The organism is Dolichospermum sp. UHCC 0315A (assembly GCF_008121535.1).
GTDB lineage: Bacteria > Cyanobacteriota > Cyanobacteriia > Cyanobacteriales > Nostocaceae > Dolichospermum > Dolichospermum lemmermannii.
In genome coordinates, this window is the sequence record NZ_CP043056.1 from 4,794,718 (window position 1) to 4,816,974 (window position 22,257).

21 protein-coding genes and 2 pseudogenes are annotated in these 22,257 nt (G+C 39.1%); 11 read left to right on the forward strand and 12 right to left on the reverse strand.

Going from position 1 to position 22,257, the window contains the following annotated elements; translation table 11 throughout:
- Positions 1-158: 158 nt before the first annotated feature.
- The 9 genes and pseudogenes from BMF77_RS22815 to BMF77_RS22855 all read left to right on the forward strand — a co-directional run.
- A complete protein-coding gene (locus BMF77_RS22815; RefSeq protein ID WP_148766066.1) occupies positions 159-743 on the forward strand; it encodes a metal-binding protein in 585 nt (194 codons plus the stop codon).
- A gap of 4 nt (positions 744-747) precedes the next feature.
- A complete protein-coding gene (gene mazG / locus BMF77_RS22820; RefSeq protein WP_148766068.1) occupies positions 748-1,548 on the forward strand; it encodes a nucleoside triphosphate pyrophosphohydrolase in 801 nt (266 codons plus the stop codon).
- A gap of 29 nt (positions 1,549-1,577) precedes the next feature.
- Positions 1,578-1,937: pseudogene (locus BMF77_RS22825) on the forward strand (ISNCY family transposase); the annotation flags it as partial.
- A 317-nt stretch (positions 1,938-2,254) separates the two neighbouring features.
- Positions 2,255-3,790, forward strand: coding sequence for an NAD(P)/FAD-dependent oxidoreductase (locus tag BMF77_RS22830; protein ID WP_148766070.1), 1,536 nt, complete (start codon positions 2,255-2,257; stop codon positions 3,788-3,790).
- 401 nt (positions 3,791-4,191) lie between these two features.
- On the forward strand, positions 4,192-4,524 hold the full coding sequence (locus BMF77_RS22835; protein WP_148766072.1) for a CU044_2847 family protein: 333 nt from the start codon (positions 4,192-4,194) through the stop codon (positions 4,522-4,524).
- Entirely contained in the window at positions 4,521-5,888 is a 1,368-nt protein-coding gene (locus BMF77_RS22840) for a trypsin-like peptidase domain-containing protein (protein ID WP_148766074.1), read from the forward strand. The genes BMF77_RS22835 and BMF77_RS22840 overlap by 4 nt, the downstream gene beginning before the upstream one ends.
- A complete protein-coding gene (locus BMF77_RS22845; protein WP_246863007.1) occupies positions 5,885-6,814 on the forward strand; it encodes a MoxR family ATPase in 930 nt (309 codons plus the stop codon). Before BMF77_RS22840 ends, BMF77_RS22845 begins: the two co-directional genes overlap by 4 nt.
- Positions 6,807-8,174: a sigma factor-like helix-turn-helix DNA-binding protein gene (locus BMF77_RS22850; RefSeq protein ID WP_168204479.1), complete on the forward strand. Its 1,368-nt coding sequence runs from the start codon at positions 6,807-6,809 to the stop codon at positions 8,172-8,174. Before BMF77_RS22845 ends, BMF77_RS22850 begins: the two co-directional genes overlap by 8 nt.
- A gap of 899 nt (positions 8,175-9,073) precedes the next feature.
- Positions 9,074-9,358: pseudogene (locus BMF77_RS22855) on the forward strand (DUF1257 domain-containing protein); the annotation flags it as partial.
- A gap of 215 nt (positions 9,359-9,573) precedes the next feature.
- On the opposite strand, the gene BMF77_RS22860 reads toward BMF77_RS22855, so the two are convergent.
- The 5 genes from BMF77_RS22860 to BMF77_RS22880 all read right to left on the reverse strand — a co-directional run bounded on the left by BMF77_RS22860 (position 9,574) and on the right by BMF77_RS22880 (position 15,528).
- Positions 9,574-10,215, reverse strand: coding sequence for an FGGY-family carbohydrate kinase (locus tag BMF77_RS22860; RefSeq protein ID WP_148766080.1), 642 nt, complete (start codon positions 10,213-10,215; stop codon positions 9,574-9,576).
- Positions 10,216-10,233: 18 nt separating this feature from the next.
- Complete coding sequence (locus tag BMF77_RS27460; protein ID WP_210422376.1) at positions 10,234-10,509, reverse strand: hypothetical protein; 276 nt, start codon at positions 10,507-10,509, stop codon at positions 10,234-10,236.
- A gap of 303 nt (positions 10,510-10,812) precedes the next feature.
- Positions 10,813-12,666: an AAA family ATPase gene (locus BMF77_RS22870; RefSeq protein WP_148766082.1), complete on the reverse strand. Its 1,854-nt coding sequence runs from the start codon at positions 12,664-12,666 to the stop codon at positions 10,813-10,815.
- 58 nt (positions 12,667-12,724) lie between these two features.
- A complete protein-coding gene (locus BMF77_RS22875; protein ID WP_210422251.1) occupies positions 12,725-14,602 on the reverse strand; it encodes an ArsA family ATPase in 1,878 nt (625 codons plus the stop codon).
- Between the two features lie 245 nt (positions 14,603-14,847).
- Positions 14,848-15,528: a GvpL/GvpF family gas vesicle protein gene (locus BMF77_RS22880; protein ID WP_148766083.1), complete on the reverse strand. Its 681-nt coding sequence runs from the start codon at positions 15,526-15,528 to the stop codon at positions 14,848-14,850.
- Between the two features lie 148 nt (positions 15,529-15,676).
- On the opposite strand from BMF77_RS22880, the gene BMF77_RS22885 reads away from it, so the two are divergent.
- Both BMF77_RS22885 and BMF77_RS22890 read left to right on the forward strand, forming a co-directional pair.
- Positions 15,677-15,994 carry a gas vesicle protein gene (locus BMF77_RS22885; protein ID WP_148766085.1) on the forward strand — a complete coding sequence of 106 codons (318 nt, stop codon included), beginning with the start codon at positions 15,677-15,679 and terminating at the stop codon, positions 15,992-15,994.
- Positions 15,995-16,024: 30 nt separating this feature from the next.
- A complete protein-coding gene (locus BMF77_RS22890; RefSeq protein WP_148766087.1) occupies positions 16,025-16,249 on the forward strand; it encodes a hypothetical protein in 225 nt (74 codons plus the stop codon).
- Between the two features lie 180 nt (positions 16,250-16,429).
- Here BMF77_RS22890 and BMF77_RS22895 read toward each other — a convergent pair whose 3' ends face one another.
- From BMF77_RS22895 to gvpA, 7 genes are all read right to left on the reverse strand, one after another.
- Positions 16,430-16,789: a gas vesicle protein GvpG gene (locus BMF77_RS22895; protein WP_039203147.1), complete on the reverse strand. Its 360-nt coding sequence runs from the start codon at positions 16,787-16,789 to the stop codon at positions 16,430-16,432.
- An 11-nt stretch (positions 16,790-16,800) separates the two neighbouring features.
- A complete protein-coding gene (locus BMF77_RS22900) occupies positions 16,801-17,538 on the reverse strand; it encodes a GvpL/GvpF family gas vesicle protein (RefSeq protein WP_015080757.1) in 738 nt (245 codons plus the stop codon).
- Positions 17,539-17,584: 46 nt separating this feature from the next.
- Positions 17,585-18,052 (reverse strand): gas vesicle protein GvpJ, encoded by a 468-nt coding sequence (locus BMF77_RS22905; RefSeq protein ID WP_015080756.1) that lies wholly within the window; start codon positions 18,050-18,052, stop codon positions 17,585-17,587.
- Between the two features lie 95 nt (positions 18,053-18,147).
- Positions 18,148-18,909: a gas vesicle protein gene (gvpJ, locus tag BMF77_RS28240; RefSeq protein ID WP_015080755.1), complete on the reverse strand. Its 762-nt coding sequence runs from the start codon at positions 18,907-18,909 to the stop codon at positions 18,148-18,150.
- 628 nt (positions 18,910-19,537) lie between these two features.
- On the reverse strand, positions 19,538-20,545 hold the full coding sequence (gene gvpN / locus BMF77_RS22915) for a gas vesicle protein GvpN (protein WP_015080754.1): 1,008 nt from the start codon (positions 20,543-20,545) through the stop codon (positions 19,538-19,540).
- Between the two features lie 297 nt (positions 20,546-20,842).
- Positions 20,843-21,424 (reverse strand): gas vesicle protein GvpC, encoded by a 582-nt coding sequence (gvpC, locus tag BMF77_RS22920; protein WP_053538585.1) that lies wholly within the window; start codon positions 21,422-21,424, stop codon positions 20,843-20,845.
- Between the two features lie 190 nt (positions 21,425-21,614).
- Positions 21,615-21,830, reverse strand: a complete 216-nt coding sequence (gene gvpA, locus BMF77_RS22925; RefSeq protein ID WP_015080752.1) for a gas vesicle structural protein GvpA — start codon at positions 21,828-21,830, stop codon at positions 21,615-21,617.
- Positions 21,831-22,257 lie beyond the last annotated feature (427 nt).

Here is a 22,257-nt window from a genome sequence, read left to right on the forward strand (position 1 = left end):
CTTTCACTCAATCAATATAGCATAGCCTTGCCAAATTTTGCAAGTCTTTTGATAAACTTTTTTTTAGAGCTGGGAAAGCTTGATTTAAACGGTATTGAGCTATACTGACTCAGGACTAAAATTTTTAATTTTTAATTTTGAACTTTTAATTTTCTAAGATGCCCTCTGGTCAAACGCATGATCGCATTACTATTTGGTCTATGCCTGTAGTGGCGAGTATAACGCTGGTTTCCACTCACAGCAGTAATATGACTTTGTTAGTGGCGGGTGGGTTTATGTTTGGGGGGCTGATGTTTGGTCCCGATTTGGATATTTACTCCCGTCAATTTCAGCGGTGGGGTTTTCTGCGGTGGATTTGGCTACCTTATCAAAAAAGTCTGCGACATCGCTCTTTTTTATCTCACGGTCCGATTATTGGCACAACTTTACGGGTGGTGTATCTGACGACTTTTTTGGCGTTGGTGGCGATTGTGGTTGTGATGATTTTCACCAAGTTGGGAAATGTGGCTTGGAATTGGGGAGAACTGTGGGGGACTGTGGGGAAGACCATCTATATGTATTATGGAGAATTTTTTGCCCTCTTTGTCGGCTGTGAACTCGGTGCAATGAGCCATTCTTGCAGTGATTGGACTGTTTCTGGTTATAAGCGCTTTCAAAAACAGGGTATTCAAGGTTTACTCCCTCGTGGCAAAATTAAGAAACGTAAAGTTAGCCCCAGTCGTCGCAGTGTCAAAAAGCGGTAAAAATATGGAAGTTAATCAGACTTTAGAGGCATTACAAGAGTTAATAAATGTAGTAGCAAAATTGAGATCACCTCAAGGTTGTCCTTGGGATTTGGCACAAACCCCGTCAAGCCTGACTCCTTACGTGATTGAGGAGGCTTATGAGGTGGTAGATGCAATTCAAACTGGGGATAAAAAGGCTATTTCTGAAGAATTAGGTGATTTATTATTACAAGTAGTATTACAGGCGCAAATTGCCAGTGAAGCGGGTGATTTTTCTCTGCAAGAAATTGCTGAGGGTATTGCTCAAAAGTTAATACGTCGTCATCCTCATGTATTTGCTGATGTGACTGTGGCAAGTATGGAAGAGGTACACAAAAATTGGGAAACAATTAAAGCAGCAGAAAAAGGAGAAACTGTAGAAGAGCAAAAACTCAGTGATAAATTGAATCGTTATCGTCGCAGTCTTCCGCCCTTAAATGCGGCGATGAAGATCTCTGAAAAAGCTGCTAAAGTTGGTTTTGAGTGGAATAATGTGGATGAAGTTTGGGGAAAATTTCATGAAGAGTTAGGGGAATTTCAACAGGCTTTAGCTGAAGAAACCAAAGAAAGACAAGAATCAGAATTAGGTGATTTACTATTTGCCATTATTCAAATTGCCAGATGGCATAAACTTGATCCTAGTGCGGGTTTACAAGGGACAAGTCAGCGATTTATTCAACGATTGCAAAAAATGGAAGATGTAATTGAACGTCCGTTGACAGATTATAGTTTAGAAGAATTAGATGCCCTGTGGCAACAGGCTAAAGCCCAACTTGGTCATTAGACATCAGGTGAATTTAAATATTCTTTATGACTTTTCAAGAGGTCTATGAATGGTTAAATAAAAATGGAGTTTTGAAAAAGTTTGTCTACTTAGATGAAGAAATTTTAATCGCTTTAGATGGGACAGAATATTTCTCATCTAAGAAAATTAGTTGCCCTCATTGTAATTTTCGTAATCATCGAAATGGAACTACAACTTATTTTCATGGCTGTGTCACACCCATTGTAGTTTCTCCTAATCAAAAACAAGTAATTAATTTAGAACCAGAATTTATTAAAAAACAAGATGGACATCAAAAACAAGATTGTGAAAATGCGGCTGTTAAAAGATGGTTAAATAAGAATCATCAAAATAAGTATGGTTATGCTGCAACCCTTTTAGGAGATGACTAAAATGCTAAAATAAAGCCAGATATAACAAAAGTAAAATTGTAATTTTTTATGAAAACACATTCAAATGGATAAAATTTTTATTCTTGTTGACATGAATCATCAATAGGTAAATAGGTTCGTGTGATAAAATCCAAATATATTGGGTTTTGTAAAATTGCTAAAACTCAACAAGAATAACGGATTGAATCAACCTTACATACCGTTACATGATTTGAATTTTTCCAGCCAACCTGCTGCTAACCAAAGTTGACGAGAATTTAGAATAAATCCATTATCTATGATTTTTGAAAAAGCCCAGTCATCAAGCATTCTTTATGAGTAACACAGAAGTAGTCGTAATTGGTAGCGGTATTGGCGGATTGAGTTGCGCTGCACTCTTAGCACGCTATGGAATTGATGTCACAGTAGTAGAAAGCCACTCCATTGCCGGTGGTGCGGCTCATGCTTTTGAACGCAACGGTTACAAATTTGAGTCTGGACCCTCTTTATATTCTGGTTTATCTTATACCCCTTCACCTAATCCCTTACGTCAAGTTTTAGATGCTATTGGCGAAGATTTACCCTGCGTCAATTACAATACCTGGGGTTGTTATTTACCAGAAGGCTACTTTGATGCTCAAGTTGGTGCTGACCAGTTCTGTGAAATATTACAACAACTGCGGGGAGATAAAGCTGTAGCAGAATGGCGCAAACTCCAGGAAATTATGACACCTTTGGGTAAGAGTGCGATCGCTCTCCCACCCTCTGCCTTGCGCTATGATTTAGGTGCGGTGTTAACTATGGGTAAATTTGCCCCAGCTTTACTGCAACAGGCCGCTAACGTCATCAAATTAACAGGGTCTTTTTCTAACATTATTGATGGTGTAATCACAGACCCTTTTATTCGCAACTGGTTAGATTTACTTTGCTTTTTGTTATCTGGATTACCCGCAGATGGGACAATAGCCGCAGAAGTGGCTTTCATGTTTGCAGATTGGTATCGTCCCAATGTCCAGTTAGATTATCCCCTTGGGGGAAGTGGTGCATTGGTTGATGCACTGGTACGGGGGTTGACTAAACATGGTGGTAAGTTGGTTTTAAATGCCCATGTGGAGCAAGTTTTAGTAGAAAATAACCGTGCTGTCGGGGTACGTCTGCGGAGTGGTCAAGAAATCCGAGCCAGTAAAGCTGTTGTTTCCAATGCTTCTGTTTGGGATACTCTCAAACTCATTCCTGAAGGTGCTGTCCCTAAACGGTATGTAGAAAAGCAACAAGCAACACCTGAATGTGATAGTTTTATGCACCTGCATTTAGGTATTGATGCAGTAGGATTACCTGACAATCTAGGTATTCACTACATTGTCGTTAACGATTGGGACAAAGGCGTAACTGCACCGCAAAATGTGGTAGTTGTATCTATTCCTTCAGTTCTTGACCCGTCTTTAGCGCCAGTGGGTAAGCACGTGATTCACGTTTATACTCCTGGTAATGAACTTTATGCTATTTGGCAAGGAAAGGAACGCAATAGCGAAGAATATGCGTTGTTAAAACAAGAACGTGCAGAGGTGATGTGGCAAGCTTTGGAAAGAATTATTCCTGATATTCGTTCCCGTTGTGAAGTTAGTTTGGTGGGTACTCCCCTCACTCATGGACGATTTTTGCGTCGTCATCATGGTAGTTATGGACCAGCTATAGCGGCAGGGAAGGGTTTATTTCCTGGTGGGAATACACCTTTATCGGGGTTGTTGTGTTGTGGAGATTCGACTTTTCCGGGGATTGGGTTGCCGGCTGTGGCTGCTAGTGGGATGATAGTTGCTAATACTATTGCGCCTGTGCAGCAACATTTACAATTACTCAGTGATATTTTTTAGTAGCGATCACCCTTCAATAACGAAAGCATATTCAACATTTCTGGCGATTATGATATCATCAAAGCATTAAATTCATGGTTCTTCGGTATTTATTATGCTAAATTCCCAATTGGGTAAGAGGGAACAGGGGGAAGAGATAAGATTATTCCATAATTTTTAACATTATGGTTTATTTCCTATACATAACCCAAGTTGCTAGTTATCTAGTTGAGGCTGGTGATAGGTGATAAAATTCCAGTTTTCATCCTGTACATCTTAAATCTTGGACATCCTGATTCTGACAATTTCTCTAACTAGCAACTTACGTTACAAAATAAGTTTACTGAGATATTTTGTCTAGATTTTGCATATTAGGTACTGAATAACCAAATTCATAAAGTATCAAGAGGAATCAAATATCAATGGCAACTAGATTAATTCAACTAGAAGATGGCACGCTTGTAGAAGTTGAAGTGCCAGAGGAGAAAGCACAGGAGATATCTGGGGGGTATGCTGATCGAGTTAATTCAACCTTTGAGCAAATTAAACCGTTGCTCACTAAAGTGTGTCGTCCGATTAAAGAGACGTGGGAGGAGATTAATAAAGAAATGACCATTGACCAAGTGGAAGTTGAAATCGGTCTGGCTTTTGAACTGGAGGGTAATCTTTATATTACAAAGTCGAAGGTAGAGTCAAATTTAACAGTTAAATTGGTTCTAAAATCTGCTACTCAGTCTAATGGCTTAACAAAATGACACTAGAATACGAGATACAAAAGTCAATTGTACTGATTACTGCTAGTAACCCTGACATAAAAAAATTCGGTACAGGATTCGTCATTCGTCAGACAAGCAGCGTAGCTCATATTCTAACTTGTGCTCATGTTATCGAGGATGTAGGTGGAGTCGAGCAGATTTTGGTTGATGGAAAAAACGCAACCGTGGTGTCTTATGGACAAGATATCGGGTTAGACCTGGCAATTTTGAGGGTTGAAGGTCTATGGAAGAAACCAGCACTTCAAACTCAGGGTTGCGGTGAGAAGGATAGGACTATAGTAATGGCTGGATTTCAAGCATACGCAAGAGGCCATCTGATTAGACCACTTCGAGGTACTTTAGGAAATCAAGGAGGATTACAAATTAATAGAGGTGAGCTTGTACCAGTTTGGGACGTGCAAATTGTAGACGACAATTATAATCTAGAACCTGGGTACAGTGGTTCTCCCATAGTGGATACAGCGACGGAAAAAGTTGTGGGTATTGTCAGCCATAGACAGGGCGGGAGAATAGGTTTAGCAATATCTATTGAAGCACTTGATAAAATATGGCAAGTTTTAGATGATGACCAGCTTTATCAAGTTTTACAGAAGTTGGGGTATCAGAAGCAAGTACGCACATTCCGTCGGCTAATAGAGAAACATTCTATTGCAGCTTTTCTGATTCATGGTTCTCCAGGATATGGACAGCGTTGGTTACTGAATAAATTAATAGGCTATGTGCCAGGGAATCTACAAGGTAAAACTATCCCTATTGGTTTAGATAGGGGTACTCGTAGCAGGGAAATTAATGCACTGTGGCGAGAATTGGCTGGTAGAGTTGGCTTAGTAGGCAGAAGGAACTTTGAGCCGGAAGAAATTGCTGAACGAGTCTACCAATGTTGGCGTACGCAAAATGTTTTTCTGGTTTTCCATGAAGTTGACTGTATGCCAGAAGATTATCTTCGTCAAATAATTCAGAATTTTTGGCAATCATTAGCGAAGAAAGCCCGAAATATAAATTCCACTAGAAATGATCCCAAACTTCTTATGTTCCTGGTGGATTACGAAGGTCGTGTAGGCAATCTCAAGAATATTTTTTCTGAAGAACCAGACCCCTCAAGCGTGCCTTCTGTTCCTGTTAAGCCTCCTAAAATCACGGAATTTTCTGATGAGGATTTAAGAGACTGGATTTATCAAGAGTCCAATCAACTACCAATTGAGTTTACTCATGAAGTTGATACTGTAGTACAAAAGATTCTCAATAATAGCGAAAACGGTATTCCAGAGTATGTGTTAGAAGAAATTTGTGCGCGATGTGACTATAACTGGTATGAGATAAAGGATCAATGGTTAAAGGCATGAGTAATATCCCATTGCGATACGAGGGTAAAAAATTAACATTGAAACCAGAGGAGGTGAGCGAAAATCGGCGGAAATTGTATCCGTATATACCTAATCCAGAAGTGATTGAAGCCGTTAATCTGGCAATTTACTTAGAACGTCCACTACTACTCAAAGGAGAACCAGGGTGTGGCAAGACACGTCTAGCACAGGCTGTAGCTCATGAGTTACAGTTACCTTATGAAGCTTGGTATGTCAAATCAAATAGCCGAGCAAGGGATGGACTATATATTTATGACGCAATCAGTCGCTTAAGAGATGCTCAATTGGTTAACTCTGGGCGAATTATGAAGCCGGAAGATGTTGAGCGTGTTCAAGATCCCGCTGCCTATGTAAAACTACAGCCTTTAGGTCGTGCTTTTACTAACGACCAAAAAACTGTTGTGTTAATTGATGAAATTGATAAAGCTGATATTGATTTTCCAAATGATTTGTTGCTAGAGCTTGACGATTTACGATTTGTTATTGAAGAAACTGGGGAAGAAGTTACAGCTAAGACTCCACCGATTGTTTTTATAACAAGTAATGATGAAAAGGAACTGCCTGATGCTTTCCTAAGAAGATGCTTATTTCAATATGTAGAGTTCCCTTCTGAGAAGCGACTGATAGAAATTATCAATGCTCATTTTAATAATCCGCCACAGAAATTAGTGAATGCAGCTATAAATCGCTTTATAGATTTACGTCGGGAGATGGATAAGTATAAACGAGATGCTGGAAAGAAAGCAAGTACCAGCGAGTTAATCGATTGGTTTCGTGTTTTAAATAGCTATCCTGAAGATGAAGTTTTAGCAAAACTGAAGGGACAACTTCCTTATCCTGGAGTATTGCTAAAAAGCTGGGATGACCATTTACGTTTCTTGAAGAAGAATGATAGCCGTGAATAAACCACCACTTTTAAATCTATTCATTAGGCTGCGTGAAGAAGCAGGATTGCCTCTGAAAATAGATGATTACTTATCGTTAATACGAGCATTGCAAGCAGGTTTTGGCATATCAAACTTGAATGGTCTTGCACAACTCTGTCGCTTATTGTGGATTCGTTCGGAGACTGAGGAAAGAATTTTTAATGCTTATTTTGAGCAAATGATTGATGCTGTAGACTTTACATCAAAAGACTCGTCTTTGCTTAAACAACTACTTCAAAAACTTATCTCTCCAGAAAAATATTTATATGAAGACAATCCTAATTTAACTCAAGACTCGTCTTTGCTTAAACAACTACTTCAAAAATTTATCTCTCCAGAAAAATATTTATATGAAGACGATCCTAATTTGACTCAAGATAATCTAGAGATTCTTACCTCTCGTGAACGCAATATTTTGAGGATGTTAAATGGGTTAGATGATGGGCGTAAGAAAACTCGGAGAGAAGTAGCAAGAAGATTCAATGTTACCGATAAACAAATTCGTGAAATTGAGTCTGAGGCGATGAAGAAACTTAATTCCCTCAGTTTATTAAGTACCAAGAATCAACAGTCAAGTGTCAGGCAGCCTGCATTAAGAATCGTTGATGATGTACAAATGAATAAATTAGTTCAGCATCCTTTTATTGCTGAAGATGAAGAAGTTCCATATAGTCAATTTTCAAAATCTATAGAATATTTTCCTGTTACTCGCAGACAGATGATTCAAACTTGGCGGTATCTTCGACGACCTGTCAGGCAAGGACTGTCTGCTGAGTTAGATATCAAAGCCACAATTAACCAGATTGGATTACAGGGATTTTTTTTAGAGCCAGTTCTAGTACCTTATCGTACTAACCGTGTTGAATTATTTTTATTAGTTGATCGTGACGGTTCTATGGTTCCCTTTCATGAACTATCACGTCGATTAGCTCAAACAGCTTCTCAAAGCGGACGGTTGGGAAAAATAAATATTTATTATTTTCGTAACTGTCCTTCTGATTTTATTTATCGAGATCCTTACCTTTTGGAAGCTGAAATACTCAAAAATGTTTTCTCGAATTTCCATGAGAATTCAACTGTACTAATTTTCAGTGATGCTGGTGCTGCTAGAGGTAACTATAAACAAGACCGCATCCAATTGACTAGACAGTTTCTTGATGAATTGAGGCAATATACTCAGAGTATTGTATGGCTGAATCCAATGCCTCGGTTTCGTTGGGGCGGTACATCTGCTTATCAGATTGCACGATTGGTATCTATGTTTGAGTTCAATCGTCGTGGGCTACAAAGTGCAGTTAGCTTTTTATCCAAAAGTTCTAAAACAGCAAAACCTATGTAGTATGAATAAAAAGAATTCATATCTATACTTAATGGTTTGAGATGGAACATCAAGAGGCTAATCAATATATTGAAGCTTTTGAAAAGCGGTTTGGAGAACCGCATCTTTATTTAGCCTATCATGCCGCTTTTCCAATAGAGCTAGTGCCGGATCTTACGTACTCTATCTGGTATCGCTTCCAATGTGATAATAATGGTCGGATGTTGGGAATTCCCTGGACTGCTGTGTCGGACTTGCTTTTATGTCTCTGTGATGAAGTTGGTCATGAATTATACAAAATGCCAGGAGTAGTTAGAAATCAATTACTCAACAAACTTCAATCAAATAATAAGTTTGGTAAAACACGGATTAGGGAACTGCATGATTTTTTGCTTCTCTACGTAAAAACCAATCTTGAGCATGAAAATACAGATATAAAAGATTTTGCTCAAGCTCAACGTTTAACAGCGTGGGCTTACGTTACTCCAGATAATGCAACTAGAGAAATTGCTGTAGCCTTTCAAACAGCATTTGGGCAAGATACATCAGAATTATTTCGCATTGCTTCAATTACGAGGACTTTAGCAGAACCTTTAAACAAAACTTCAGAATCTCAACCTTTGCTAACCTATGCCCGCAGCCTAGAAAAACTTGCTCATGACGATATTAAAGGAGCCGCAGATCAACTTCGTGGATGCATTGGACAGAATAATCGAGTAAGAGTTGCTGGAATCGAATTAAATATTCCTTTGAAAATTCTTGAATTTATCAATCAATCACCAGGTAATACACCACCTTTCGATAATCCATTGCCAGGAGAAAACTCATCAGATGATGAAAATGTCAATGATCCATTTCGTCCGCCGCAAGAACAACCAGGACATTTCAGTACACTACGTACCAAAATCACTGATGGTGAAATGCTTAAGACTGTTCTTCGTGATTTGGGTATAAGTGTCAAGATTTACGCTGATGTTCGAGGCCATAATGGTCAAAGACTTCGTTCAGATATCGTTGCTGTACTTGAAGGGGAATATGATTTAGGCTGGTCAATTAATTCAGATGGTAGCTATGACTTAATAGCCGATTTACGGGGTGTTTCAAAGAAGTATAACCAAACTGAACTAATAAATTTAATAAACCAAAAGTATGCAGTTGCTAAAACATTGGCAGAATTAACATCTCGAAATTTGCGATCTACTTCTCAATTCATGCAAAAAAGAAAATGCCCTCGATGTGGTTCCACCCAAACTGTTAAATACGGCTATCAACATGGAAAACAGAATTACAAGTGTAATAGCTGTGGTACTCAGTTCACAGAACCCTGATTTTCTAATGATTGTTTGTGTTCATACTACCAAGCCAATCACCCTTTTGCTACTTTACCAGATGTGAAACTTCAGGGTGCGGAATGTGGGAGCTATACCCAATCAAAAGTTTTACTAACCGCCTTCTTCCAAAGCCGATAACAACCTTCCCTCTCCACAGCATCCATCTTCGCTTCCCAAGTCTGATCTAAAAGCCAATTCTCAGACAACTCCTCCAAACTACTCCAAAAACCAGTCGCCAACCCAGCAGCATAAGCTGCCCCTAAAGCAGTAGTTTCTGCTACTTGGGGACGAATCACTGGCACACCTAACACATCGCTTTGAAACTGCATCAACAGGTTGTTATAAACCATCCCACCATCTACCTTCAAAGCCGTTAAATTTACCTGCGCGTCTTCTCTCATCGCATCTAAAACTTCACGAGTCTGCCATGCTGTAGCTTCCAACACGGCACGGGCAATATGACCTTTATTGGTGTAGCTAGTCATACCTACAATTACACCCCTAGCATCATTGCGCCAATAGGGTGCAAATAACCCAGAAAAAGCAGGGACAAAATAAACACCACCGTTATCTGTAACCGACATTCCGCACCCCCCAGTTTCACAATCGGTAATTTCGGATTTTTGAATACCTTTGATGATAATTTTGATACAAAATTGTTGGAATCTTAGGTGGCGATAGCGAAGCGCTGCTGCAAGCAGTTCGCCAATCTCAAATCCCCAAACGACCATTTTTCCTTGTGTGACAGTTTAGGGTGCGGAAGGTGGGTTGGTAACATCAGTGATATGCAAACCGCCTTCTGTACCACCTGTTAAATGCCAAATCAAAAAGGTGTCAATTGTGCTAAAAAGAGCATTACCATTCTCGGCTGCGGCTTTTAATCCTGTGGACGCAAATATTCCCGCTCTCGCTTTGACGCTACTTTTACAGGGGGATGAGGGTGAGAAATCATCTTTGCCGAAAAGGGAAGTTGGGGTGGTTGGGTAAGAATGGCTGAAAGCCTTATGATCTGTTTCTCTCTTCATTATACATTGCCTAAATTGACTCAAACTAAGCAATGTTTGAAAGGCATAAATACATGAATACTTTACAAAACTTTACGTCGTGCTAAATTTTGCGCGTATCTTGTCTTTACCCCATAATACCGGAAACTGCTGTAAAGCGATCGCTAAATCAACTCATAACAAATCAACTCATAACAATTCTATCCAGTTGTAGCGACGCTGAAAACAATTACCAGTAGTATGTATGGCCATTGCACGTACTTTTCTATGTTTTGTGACCCCTGGACAAATTCCTTGCAGCCAGGGGTAACAGTGAGAATCTAACTAAGCATGACGTTGACTGACTAAAACCTGATGAGAATATTCAAAATCATCATTAGTAATTCTGATATCAGCAGGATCTGTCTGTCCTTGCCCTCGGAAACGGCGAATAGCTTCCACAGCAGCTTGATTGCACAGCAATACTAAATCAGCGCCATTCCAGCCTTCTGTGACTTCAGACCAATATGTTAAATTCACATCTAATAATGGTCGTCCCTGAGTATAGACCTGCAAAATATCTAAACGACTGGCCAAATCAGGTAAATCTACTTTAAGTTGTAGATCTAACCTACCTGCCCGTAATAACGCTGGGTCAAGAGCATCAGGACGGTTTGTCGCCCCAATGACCAGAATACTTGCACCGACTTCTACACCATCTAACTCAGTTAATAATTGCCCTACTACCCGGTTACTCACGCCAGAATCACCACTGTAAGTTCCTCTTGCCGGAGCTAATGTATCAATTTCATCAATGAATATGACACAGGGTTCTGCTTGTCGCGCTTTAGCAAATAATTCCCGCACTGCTTGTTCACTAGCGCCCACCCAACGGGTCAGTAACTCTGGTCCGTTGACACCAATAAAATTAGCCCTGGCCTGGGAAGCCACAGCCTTGGCTAATAAAGTTTTACCAGTTCCCGGAGGACCCCATAGCAAAATCCCCTTGGGAGCAATAGCCTTAGTTTGTAGGTAAAGTTCTGGATAAAGTAGCGCCCCTTCTACGGATTCTCGCAGGGTTTGCTTAATATTCTCTAAACCACCAATATCATCCCAAGCAACTTGGGGAACTTCAACTTCCACACTGCGAAGTACAGCTGGTTTGATTTCCTTTAGTCCCTGCAAAAAATCAGTTTGAGTAACCGTCATGTTTTCTGGTGCTTGCACCTCTATAGAAGGAACTTGACGACGCAAAGCTGTGTAAGCCGCCTTTTGACAAACGGCCTTCAAATCAGCCCCCACAAATCCCACCGCCCGCTCGGCGATAAAATCGAGGTCAACGGTGTTATCCAAGGGCATGGAACGGGTGAGAATTTGCAGGATTTCTTTGCGGCCGTTGATATCAGGAATGCGAAACTGCACTTCTCGGTCAAATCTTCCCGGTCGTCGCAGGGCTGGGTCAAGGTGGTCAGGGCGGTTGGTAGCCGCGAGAACAATCACCCCTGGGCTATGGGAAAAACCATCCATCAAGCCTAATAATTGGGCAACCAGACGCTTTTCAACTTCCCCTTCTACTGCACTGCGGTCTGGGGCGAGGCTATCAATTTCATCAATAAAAATAATACAGGGAGCATTTTTGGCGGCTTTTTCAAAGATACCGCGCAGTCTTTGTTCCGCTTCACCGTAATATTTACTGATGACTTCTGGACCGACAATGGCAATGTAGTTAACGCCCAGTTCTTCAGCTAAAGCCCGGGCGGTGAGAGTTTTACCGGTGCCTGGAGGACCGACCAACAGTACGCCATGGGTGGGTTCTAGTCCCAATTTGGCGAGGAGGTCAGGGCGTTTTAAAGGAATAGCAATCAGTTCCTTGAGTTCTTTAAGAATTTCGCTCAGTCCACCGATATCTTTAAGAGCAATACCTGAAGTAGGATCGGGAGGAACAACTGGATCTGAGGGACCTGCACCAGAAGCTGGGGGGGATTGAGTGTTCATCCGACTTGTACCCACATCATTACCCATACTGCCCATATTAGCCCCCATATTACTGGTACGAGGGATATTTCCTGTTCTGGGAATACTGCTTAGGGGTCGGGAATTAAACTGGACATTGGTCTTGATTTCTCCGTTTTCTGCTTTTTCTTCCAGAGCTTTTACCAGTTCCACTAATTGCTCAAATCCCTTGAATAAATCACTCATCAGATTCCTCCAAAAATTGACTCTAAAAAAACCATTGTTTCTTGGCTACATTATCCACTTAAAATAAAAGATTGGCGGCACCTTGAATTCTGGCCATGGGTTCGACAGATCTGGGTAACTTAGGTAAGCGAATAATTGTTTGCTGTGAAAATAAGCTGCTCTCAATCTCTACATCTTGAGTGTAGCGATTTTGTACCACATAACGCTGTTGAATTCCTATGGTTTTTAGAGATTCTGTTAAGCGAATATGTTCAGCTATAATTGCCGCTTCTCCCTGAATTACACCCACAAATTGGGTATGCTTTGGGTTTTTTAATTTCTTCTGAGCTTTAACCACTTGTTGGCGCAGATTTCGCAACCGCCCAATGAAATCAACTCGACCCAAGACATTCTGATATTTCATCCATAACTTAAATATCCAAGATAACCAATCTCCTAATGCAGTTGGCATTTCCAAAAATTGCAGAAGATGACCTGTGGGTGCTGTATCTAGAATAATCAAATCTTGCTGGTTGCTGTCTAATAAATCCATGATGGTGATTAGGGATAGCATCTCATCAATACCTGGTAAAGCTTGAGACATAATCTGCCGCCAAGCCTCTGGAAGATAGGCAATATTTATTGTTGCGTCTGCTTCTGTTCCTTCACCACTAATCATATCCGCCAATTCCCAAAGATAATCGGCACGAAATTGATCTAATATTTTCTCAGCATTGATTTCTTGTCCACTTAAATTGGGAGCTAATAATTTTGGTTCATGTCCTAATTTTTCACCAAAAGCATCTCCCAAGGAATGAGCAGGATCTATGGAAATTACGCGAATGTTTTTATCAGGATAACGATTAGCAAAAGCCCAGGCCATGGCTGCTGACACTGTGGTTTTACCAACTCCTCCTTTGCCACCGACAACAATCAATTGACAGCCTTCAGCTACAAAATCAGTAAAGCTAGGTAGAATTTTAGTCGGCCATTGAATTGGTGGTGGAGAAGCGAGTTCCACTTGATCAATATTTTGAATTTGTCCTGCTAGATTATCTAATGCTAACCCACCTAAAGGTGGGAATTGCTGTTGTGGTACTATGAAAACGGGTTTATTTGGGGAAATTTTGAGGAATTTATTGATGAAGTTTTGCTGTTCTGCATAGCGGTCTAGCTCTGTATCTGAATTTGCCAAAATTCGATTGATTATTATTCCCGCATAGGGAACATCTAGGTTTTTTAAACTTTCTATGAATCGCTCGGTTTCGGCAAAACACATAGGTTCAGAAATGGCGACAACTATACAACCTGTAAATTGATTATCCTGTAGCAGTCGTCTCCCTTCTGCTAATTGAAATTTTAGATCAGCCAAAAAGTCATCAACTTCATCAAGAGTATAGTTTTTTCTGGTCAAAGTTTCTGTGATCACCTGATGCTTTTTCTGGAATAACTCTAATGAATTTAAAATCACATCTAAGAAATCTTTCAATCGCAATAGGTTTAAGGTATGACCAGAAGGAGCCATATCAACTACTATGCGATCTACTTTTTTTTCAGACAGTAGACGTTGGATTTCTAGTAACCCCATTAATTCATTTAAACCAGGCCAGTTCAAATCCCAAACTGGGGCTAAATCTTGTCCGTCTGCTAGACTTCCCCGCTCAACCAGTAGTTCTAAAAATTCGCTATATTTGGCCTTAAATTCTAATAGCAGTTTTTCAGCATCTAAAGCCTGAACACTCAAATTAGGCAAATCTGTTAATGGTGAAGCATAATCTTTCACTTCTACCAGTAATACATCTCCTAAAGAATGTGCCGGATCTGTAGAAAGTAACAAAATTGTTTCTTCTGGGAACTGTTTTGCCCAATAACGAGCAAAACTGCAAGAAGTGGTAGTTTTGCCAACTCCACCTTTGCCGCTAAACATGACCAAATTAAGTGAGTCGTACTGGTTCATAATAAAGTTAAAAAATTAACGAAAAGACTAAGTAGGTCGGCGGAAAAGTTTATAACTATGTAAGGAAAAGTTAAGAAGGAGTATGTTTGTTGAATTTAATACGTTTTGTACTTATCTTGCTCACGAGTTAAAAATACCCTTAAACGAGCGCCCATATTTTAATCACCTCAGCAGATTTATTTTCCGTATTTACTTATCTTTACATAGTTTGGTTTCTTTGCGCCGACTTACTTAATAAATAATCATTAAATAAAGTGGTAAGGAGGAAGACAATCTCCTAAAAGTAGATCCCACTTTGGACAAGCTTTCTGCCAGGTTAAAAACTGTTCTAAAAGTAAGGTCTTATCTTGACAACTAACTAAGAGGTAAATCTGTACTTGTTCCTCTTGTTCTTGAACAACAACGGGTAATTGATTAACTTTGGTGATTAAATCAATAAGATTTTGTTTTTCTGCTGCTTGAGCAATACTAAAGTTATTTTGGTTTTGATAGCGTTGCTTTTTAGCTAAGAAATAATCCTTACCTCCCCCTTCAGATGGTACTATTTCTTCTATCATTCGTGGGATCAATTTTAAAGTAAATTCGTTTTTACCATTGATCTTTTCTAGTTTATTCTGATATTCTTTTTCATGGGATTTTAAATGGTTTAGCAGATTATTTGTAGAAGTAAAATAAGTTCCAAACCGCAAGGGTAAAACTGTAATCTGTTGAAAAAGTTCACAAATTACTCGATCATGGGATAAAGCCATTTGGATAATTTTTTCATCATTATTTTGGAATGATTCTAAAAATATCCCCGGCTCGACAATAGCCGCAAGTTCAGTACCATTAATTAGCACTACTTGATTAGCAGCACCCTGTGGCAAAATCAAGGGAGAGCTAGGTATTTCCAAAAAAGCATAAGTGTAGAGATTTTCTAATTCCATATATTTCACCTAGATAAAAATATTTGCTGTTACGAAGTACCTAAAGTTCATATTCATGGAAATAAGAGATAAATTTTTTCCAGATAATTTGGGGATTTACAATTACAAAAACTTGGTTATAATGATAAAAAATATTCAGGTATTTTTCATGAAAACAATTAGTAATCGCAGTATTAGCAGAGCTAAAATTAGCACAATGCCTCGGCCTAAGTCTGATGCATCAAGTCAATTGGATCTTTATAAAATGGTGACAGAGAAACAACGTATTCAGCGAGATATGTATTCTATTAAAGAACGAATGGGTTTACTTCAACAACGCTTAGATATTCTCAATCAACAGATAGAAGCGACAGAAAAAACGATTCATAAATTGCGTCAACCTCACTCAAATACTGCTCAAAATATAGTGCGTTCAAATATTTTTGTTGAGTCGAATAATTACCAAACTTTTGAGGTTGAATATTAATATCTCAAATCTTGATAAATTTGGCAAAATATGAACACATTTTCCACATTTGACCCGCGAAAGCGGGTTTTTTATGATCAACTTAAACTTCATCTAAACATTGTACCAGTACAGCACGGCGTAAATAAACCAACCATTCTTAATCGCCAAAAAGTAGCCGAGACAGGCTTTTTAGGTATTTTTAATGGACGTTCGACTGCTCTCACATCTAAATCTCAGTCGAGCCGTTGGTTGACTAACGCTATTCTGTACTAGTTATATAACCATCCTATTTGAATTTTACTCAATATACTTAGATTGTAACACCGATCAGGAAAGGCTTGGACTTTCTCAATTTTTCAACAATCAAATAGGATTCCTATAGGATAATTCCCAATTACCGTTTTCTAAGGGTTTTGAAGATAAAAAGAGGTGGCTTACTTGCGCCCATCAATACTAAGGTAACAAGACGAGATGTTGATCCTTATTAACTTCTGCTGTGAATTGAGGTGGATATTCAAAGTCTTCCTGTTCAGCTTCTAATTCTAAGCGTGCTTCCTCTTGTTCAGCTTCTAGTTCCAAGCGTGCTTCCTCTTCTAAGGCTTGAATTTTTAAAAGAATCTCTTCTTCTTGAATCTCGAATTCTTCCTCACCAATTTCGCCAATATCAAAGGAAAGTTGCAAGCTTAATAATTGTTTATGCAAATTTTCTTGGGCATCAAATTCAGTGTTAGTCCGCTCTTGGATTTGCTCTGCAATCCAGACAACTCCATTCAGAGGACCCATGATGGGCAGTAGTAACAGTTTCGTCAGCATCGTAATAACTCCTATGAATCAAGCTGGGCAAATGTGTAGGGAGCAGTAAAATTGTTGTAGCGAATACGTAAGCGATCGCCAAATTTCTGATCAATCACTTCAACACGTTCGCTAAATTCAGATTCACTTTCCCAAGGAATCAAAAAGGCTGCATTGTAAATCATTTCTTCCGTCATAGGCTCACTGACTACAATCTCCTGAGCGAAAGGATTTAGCTCCTGAGAGAAAACTTCAATTACAGCTTGTTTGCGGGCTAGGAGATTAATTTCAATTAATTGTCCAATTTGGATGACTTCCTCCATACTCAACTTTTTGCCTTCCATGTTGTCGCGCTGCTGCTTCAAATCCTGATGAGACTCCATCATGGTTTGTAATTCCGCTTTAGCATCCCAGAAAATTTTAATGCTTACCTCTCTTTTGCCTGCCAATTTTTGAAACAATTGATTCAATTGATCTTTATGGGGATTAATCAATTGACTCATGATAGTTTCCCAATCTTTAACCACTAATCCAAACCGCAGGGGGAGAAGAACACGAAAACCCTCATGCATTGTTTGTTCTAAAACTTTTTCATGAGTTAACAAATTACGGCGAGAAGCCAAATATTTTTCTTGACGAGCCTCTGAATATAAGAAACAAAACTCATCAACCACTTGACTATGAACAGGTTGCTTATCCAATCCTTCAAGATCAAGAGTTTCAGGAATTGTATTTGGAAAAATGCCGTACAAATAAAGAGGAATACTCATAAGCTGTGAATAAATTAAACCTAAATTTATGATTGATAAATTGGGATTAAATTGGTTTTGATGTCAAAACTAAACGTAATTTAGCGTGAATAAGATCGATTTGAGCGATACCTAAATCTATCTCACCATCTACAACAATTCCAGTATTTAAAAGTCGATCTAATAGCTCTAATACAGAAGGACGACTACTGGGTTGACCTGGATAATAAGAACCGGAAGATGGTAAAAGAGTCCCAATCTCTCCCAAATTTATATTCAAATCTGCCGGGTCAACCTCAAACATCTCACACAAATGTAAGATTTGTTCTTCTAACTTTTGCAGACTGTCTGCTGCCCGTTCTAAGTCAGGTTCACTCAGTAAATCCTCTTCCATGCGCCGAATTACTTGAGCTTCCATCAACTGACGCACCAATTCCAATACAGTCAAAAGTAAAGGAGCTAAACCCGCTTCATTCTTGGGTTTAGAAGCAATGGTCAGTGAATTGTTGAAGTTTTCAGCGGGAGTGCAAACCATTTTTATGATGCAACCTAAAGTTTTAAATGTCTTTGATGCAATTTGATTATTAAAGTTTCAGGAGTTTCAGATACTTCAAGCCTAGATAGTTTAGGTTAGACATCAATCGCTGGATCTACGGATGATGAACTTTCTTCACTGGTTTGAGCCTGAAAATCGAGAATTTCCACGGTTGAACCTACAGGTGATGAACTTTCTTCACTGGTTTGAGCCTGAAAATCGAGAATTTCCACGGTTGAAACCACAGGTGATGAACTTTCTTCACTGGTTTGAGCCTGGAAATCGAGAATTTCCACGGTTGAACCTACAGGTGATGAACTTTCTTCACTGGTTTGAGCCTGGAAATCGAGAATTTCCATTGATGTATTTACATATGGTGGAGTTCCCCCACTGGATTGAGCCTGAAAATCTAGAACTTCAATTGGTGTATCTACAGGTGATGGAATTTTTGCACTGGTTTGATACAAATCATCTTTAACATCTGCTGCTAAGGGGATTTCCTCTTTCACACTAGAAGATGTCAGTGAATTTAGCTTTGCCTCTAGACTCTCTAGACGATGCTGAAGTTGTTGATTTTCTTCAACCAAACGTTGAGCCTTAGTGCTGAGATAAGGATCGCTTTCCCACCAATTGATGCCCATTTCCTTGGCTTTATCCACAGAGGAAATTAACAAGCGAATCCGAATATGTACAAGTTCGGTGGATGCGATAGATATAGAAATATCGCCAGCAATCACAATGCCCTTATCTAAAACCCTTTCGAGAATGTCCGCTAAAGTCGAACCTTGGGTAGATGTGTTAATAGTTCGACTTGAGTTAGTCTGAGGACGTGTTGGCAGTATTGGGGTAGAAGTCACAAATAATTCAACTCTTGAATGGTATAGGACTCATATCTGATTTTACAGACTAAAAATTCCTGCTCTAAAGAAAATAAAGCATTGATTATTAGTTGGCAAAAATTAACTTTTTTTGCATTTGCGCTAGTGGTCTGTCAGGCTAAAAATTGTGATTTTGAGGGAAAATAGAGAGCCTATAAACTATAAACCTCATCAACAAATAGAAATTTGACAGACCAATAGTAGTTTGTCAAGATAACAATGATGGGCTGTAGTGTGAGCGAAACCCTCACGCGGGCAAGATGCCCGCACTACCAAAAACCCGTCAAAGTAAGTGTGACAGACCAACAGTCTTGGACTTTTGGAAATAATTTTTAACCATTAGGCTTTGCCCAGGTTTAAAGCCGAGCAGAGTTGAGGCTTTAACTTTTTCGATAGGTTGCTTCTCAACATTTATTGAGTTACACCTATTTGCTTAATATTATATCAAATATTCGGCAGAAAAACTGACCAAGAAAGTGTTCATTCCGCAGCGACTAACACTGTTGATTGAGCGATGCTCAACTTCGCGAGTCGCTCAAGTAGTGACTCGCCCGCATTGATCGCATCACCTCCCGGTCGGGTAGGTGAGAGGCTTCTACTTTCTAAGCTAATTTGGTTGACCAGCTAATTGTTGGGATAAAAATTGGGAATTGTCAATCAGAAAATCATTGTCTCCTGTGACTCTATTATTTAATATTTCCAGTTCTTCGGCTGATAATTTCTCTAGTAACTCCAAGAAAATGTTTGTGGATTCGCTCATAGATAAATGAGAGCGGTTGAACAGAATATCTATAGCAATATCTGGAAAATCTAAACTTTCTGTTGTCACCGGAATATTATTATCAGCACAGACCTTAGCAATCATTAAACAAGACCGTAAGCCGGAAGTTTTCTCCGCGCCGGTAGCTAGACGAAATGACTTAACTAACCGCACGATGAAGTTAGCAGATTCTCGATCTATATTTGTTTTCTGAATTAATATCTCTGTTTGAGTGATTTCATCTGGTTCTGGCATACTAATAGTTACCAATCTATCCATCAAAGCATCTTGGGTTGAGTGAACTCCCGCATACTCTTCTGGATTCGATGTAAAAATCACCCGAAATTGAGGATTAACACTCAAGTATTCTGGCTGATTGCTGCTAGGAGGAAGACTGAGAATTTTTTCTTCTAATGCTGACAGCAGGACGTTATTAACTTCAGGTCGTGAACGGTTAAATTCATCATAAACTAAGGTGAAACCTTCACGACAAGCTAAGGTTAATCGGGAATCAACCCAATTCTGCTTAAATTCGTCCTCGAGTTTAACAACACTATGGATATAGTTGTCTAGTACCTTTTTGTGAGTGTAACCAGATTCACTACCAATCAAGTCCGAACTCTTAAACTGGTCGTCTCCAAACAGTAACATGACTGGTCTGTCCAGACAGTTAGCCAAGTGCATGGCTAGGGTTGTTTTCCCTGTGCCGGCTGGTCCGCGTAAGTGAACAGGAAACCCCGATTTGAGATAACGTAGCGCCCGAATTGCGACTCGCTCGATAGCAGGTGTGACGACAAACTGCCCTGGACGAAGACGAAGAACGGCTCTTTTATGATTAACCTTGGTAGTAGTCATAATTTAAAGATGGTAAAAAAGTTTATGTTTGTGCGGATATTATTGCCAAACTTGGGTTTGTATATGAAGCACGAAGCCTAGTTTAATAAGAGTATCAACGTTAATGCTAGACAGATTTTCTATGTTAACGAATACGGAGTATAAATATAGACAACCGAAACTTCACGCCAAGAGTCATTGTTGTTGAATTTTATTAATCGCCCCCTTGTCTTACCAGTCTTGCAACTGGAATATCAGGGGGTTTTATTATGTAGCCCCATTGTCCAACAAATGGACTACAGGTAATGAGAGTATTTATTAACCAAAGATACTCACAAACAAATCCTGACGGAATTTCAGGAGAGATTCCTTCTGTTCCTTAGCTTGAGCAGTTCTTGCGTCGGCTGTTGCTGATAAAAACTGCTGACTTGTTTCTTGAAGTTCTTTGTGGAATGCTAACAGTTCTTGAGCTTGTTTTTCAGCTTGAGCAATTCTTGCTTGGGCTGTTGCTGATAAAAACTGCTGACTTGTTTCCCGAACTTCTTGATAAAATGCTAACAGTTCTTGCGCTTGTTTTTCAGCTTGAGCAATTCTGGCTTGGGCTGTTTCTGATAAAAACTGCTGACTTGTTTCTTGAAGTTCTTTGTGGAATGCTAACAGTTCTTGCGCTTGTTTTTCAGCTTGAGCAATTCTTGCTTGGGCTGTTTCTGATAAAAACTGCTGACTTGTTTCCTGAAGATCCTTGTAGAATGCTTGCAGTTCTTGAGCTTGTTTTTCAGCTTGCTCTTGTCTTTTCGCTGTCGTGACGGACAAGAATTCTCTGGTCTCAAGAGATAGTTCAGCCACTTTCTCTGCTATTGACTGATGTTCTTGCCGGATTTTTGCCATTAAAGAAATCATGAAGTTCTCCAAAAAATAGTAAATTAGCCCAGACCTAACAGAAATTGCTTCTCCAGGTACTACATTATAAGGATTCGTACTTTTTTGTAATATCCTTTGAGAAGCGTTGATTTCCAAATATCTAGATAATTAAAAAAAGCAGAACCAATATCAGGATTAATTAATCCTGATATTATGGAGCTTAATTAAATTAAGCAGGTACTGCTGCTGATTGGGTTAAACCAACTGCTTCAGCATACTTCAAGTAGGTTTCAACGGAAGCGATAACGATCCGAGCTTCAATTGCTAGTAATTCGATACCAACTAAGGAAACACGAACCCAAGCGTCAATTACGATACCTTTGTCGAGGATTCTATCAATAACTTCTGCCAAGCTGGAGGAAGAATTGGTTTTTTCAACTGCCATTTTTTTAATTCCTTGTTGTTAGTTTTATGACTATCGGTTAAGTAATTGCTTAACCCTTAAACAAACTATCATCTAATTTTTATGATGTAAAGTAAAATTCCGTCAAGAAATGTAAAGTTTATGAGTCACAGAAAATGAGAGAAAAATGAAATTAAGTGAAAATATACATCATGCTAAATCATCAATACGTACAAAATCTGGATAGCATAATATTTTTCAAACTTAGAGACCGCTAAGAAAGTTACACAATAATGAATTTATAGAATAACGCTTGTTTATTGCATATGATTATTATTATTATTATTATTATTATTATTATTATTATTATTTAATATCCGTAAAATTATTACTGTGCAAGGGTTTCATGTATAACATTTAACGCCACTCTAGGATCTATTAGCAAATCCTAAGTGGTAAAATTATCCAT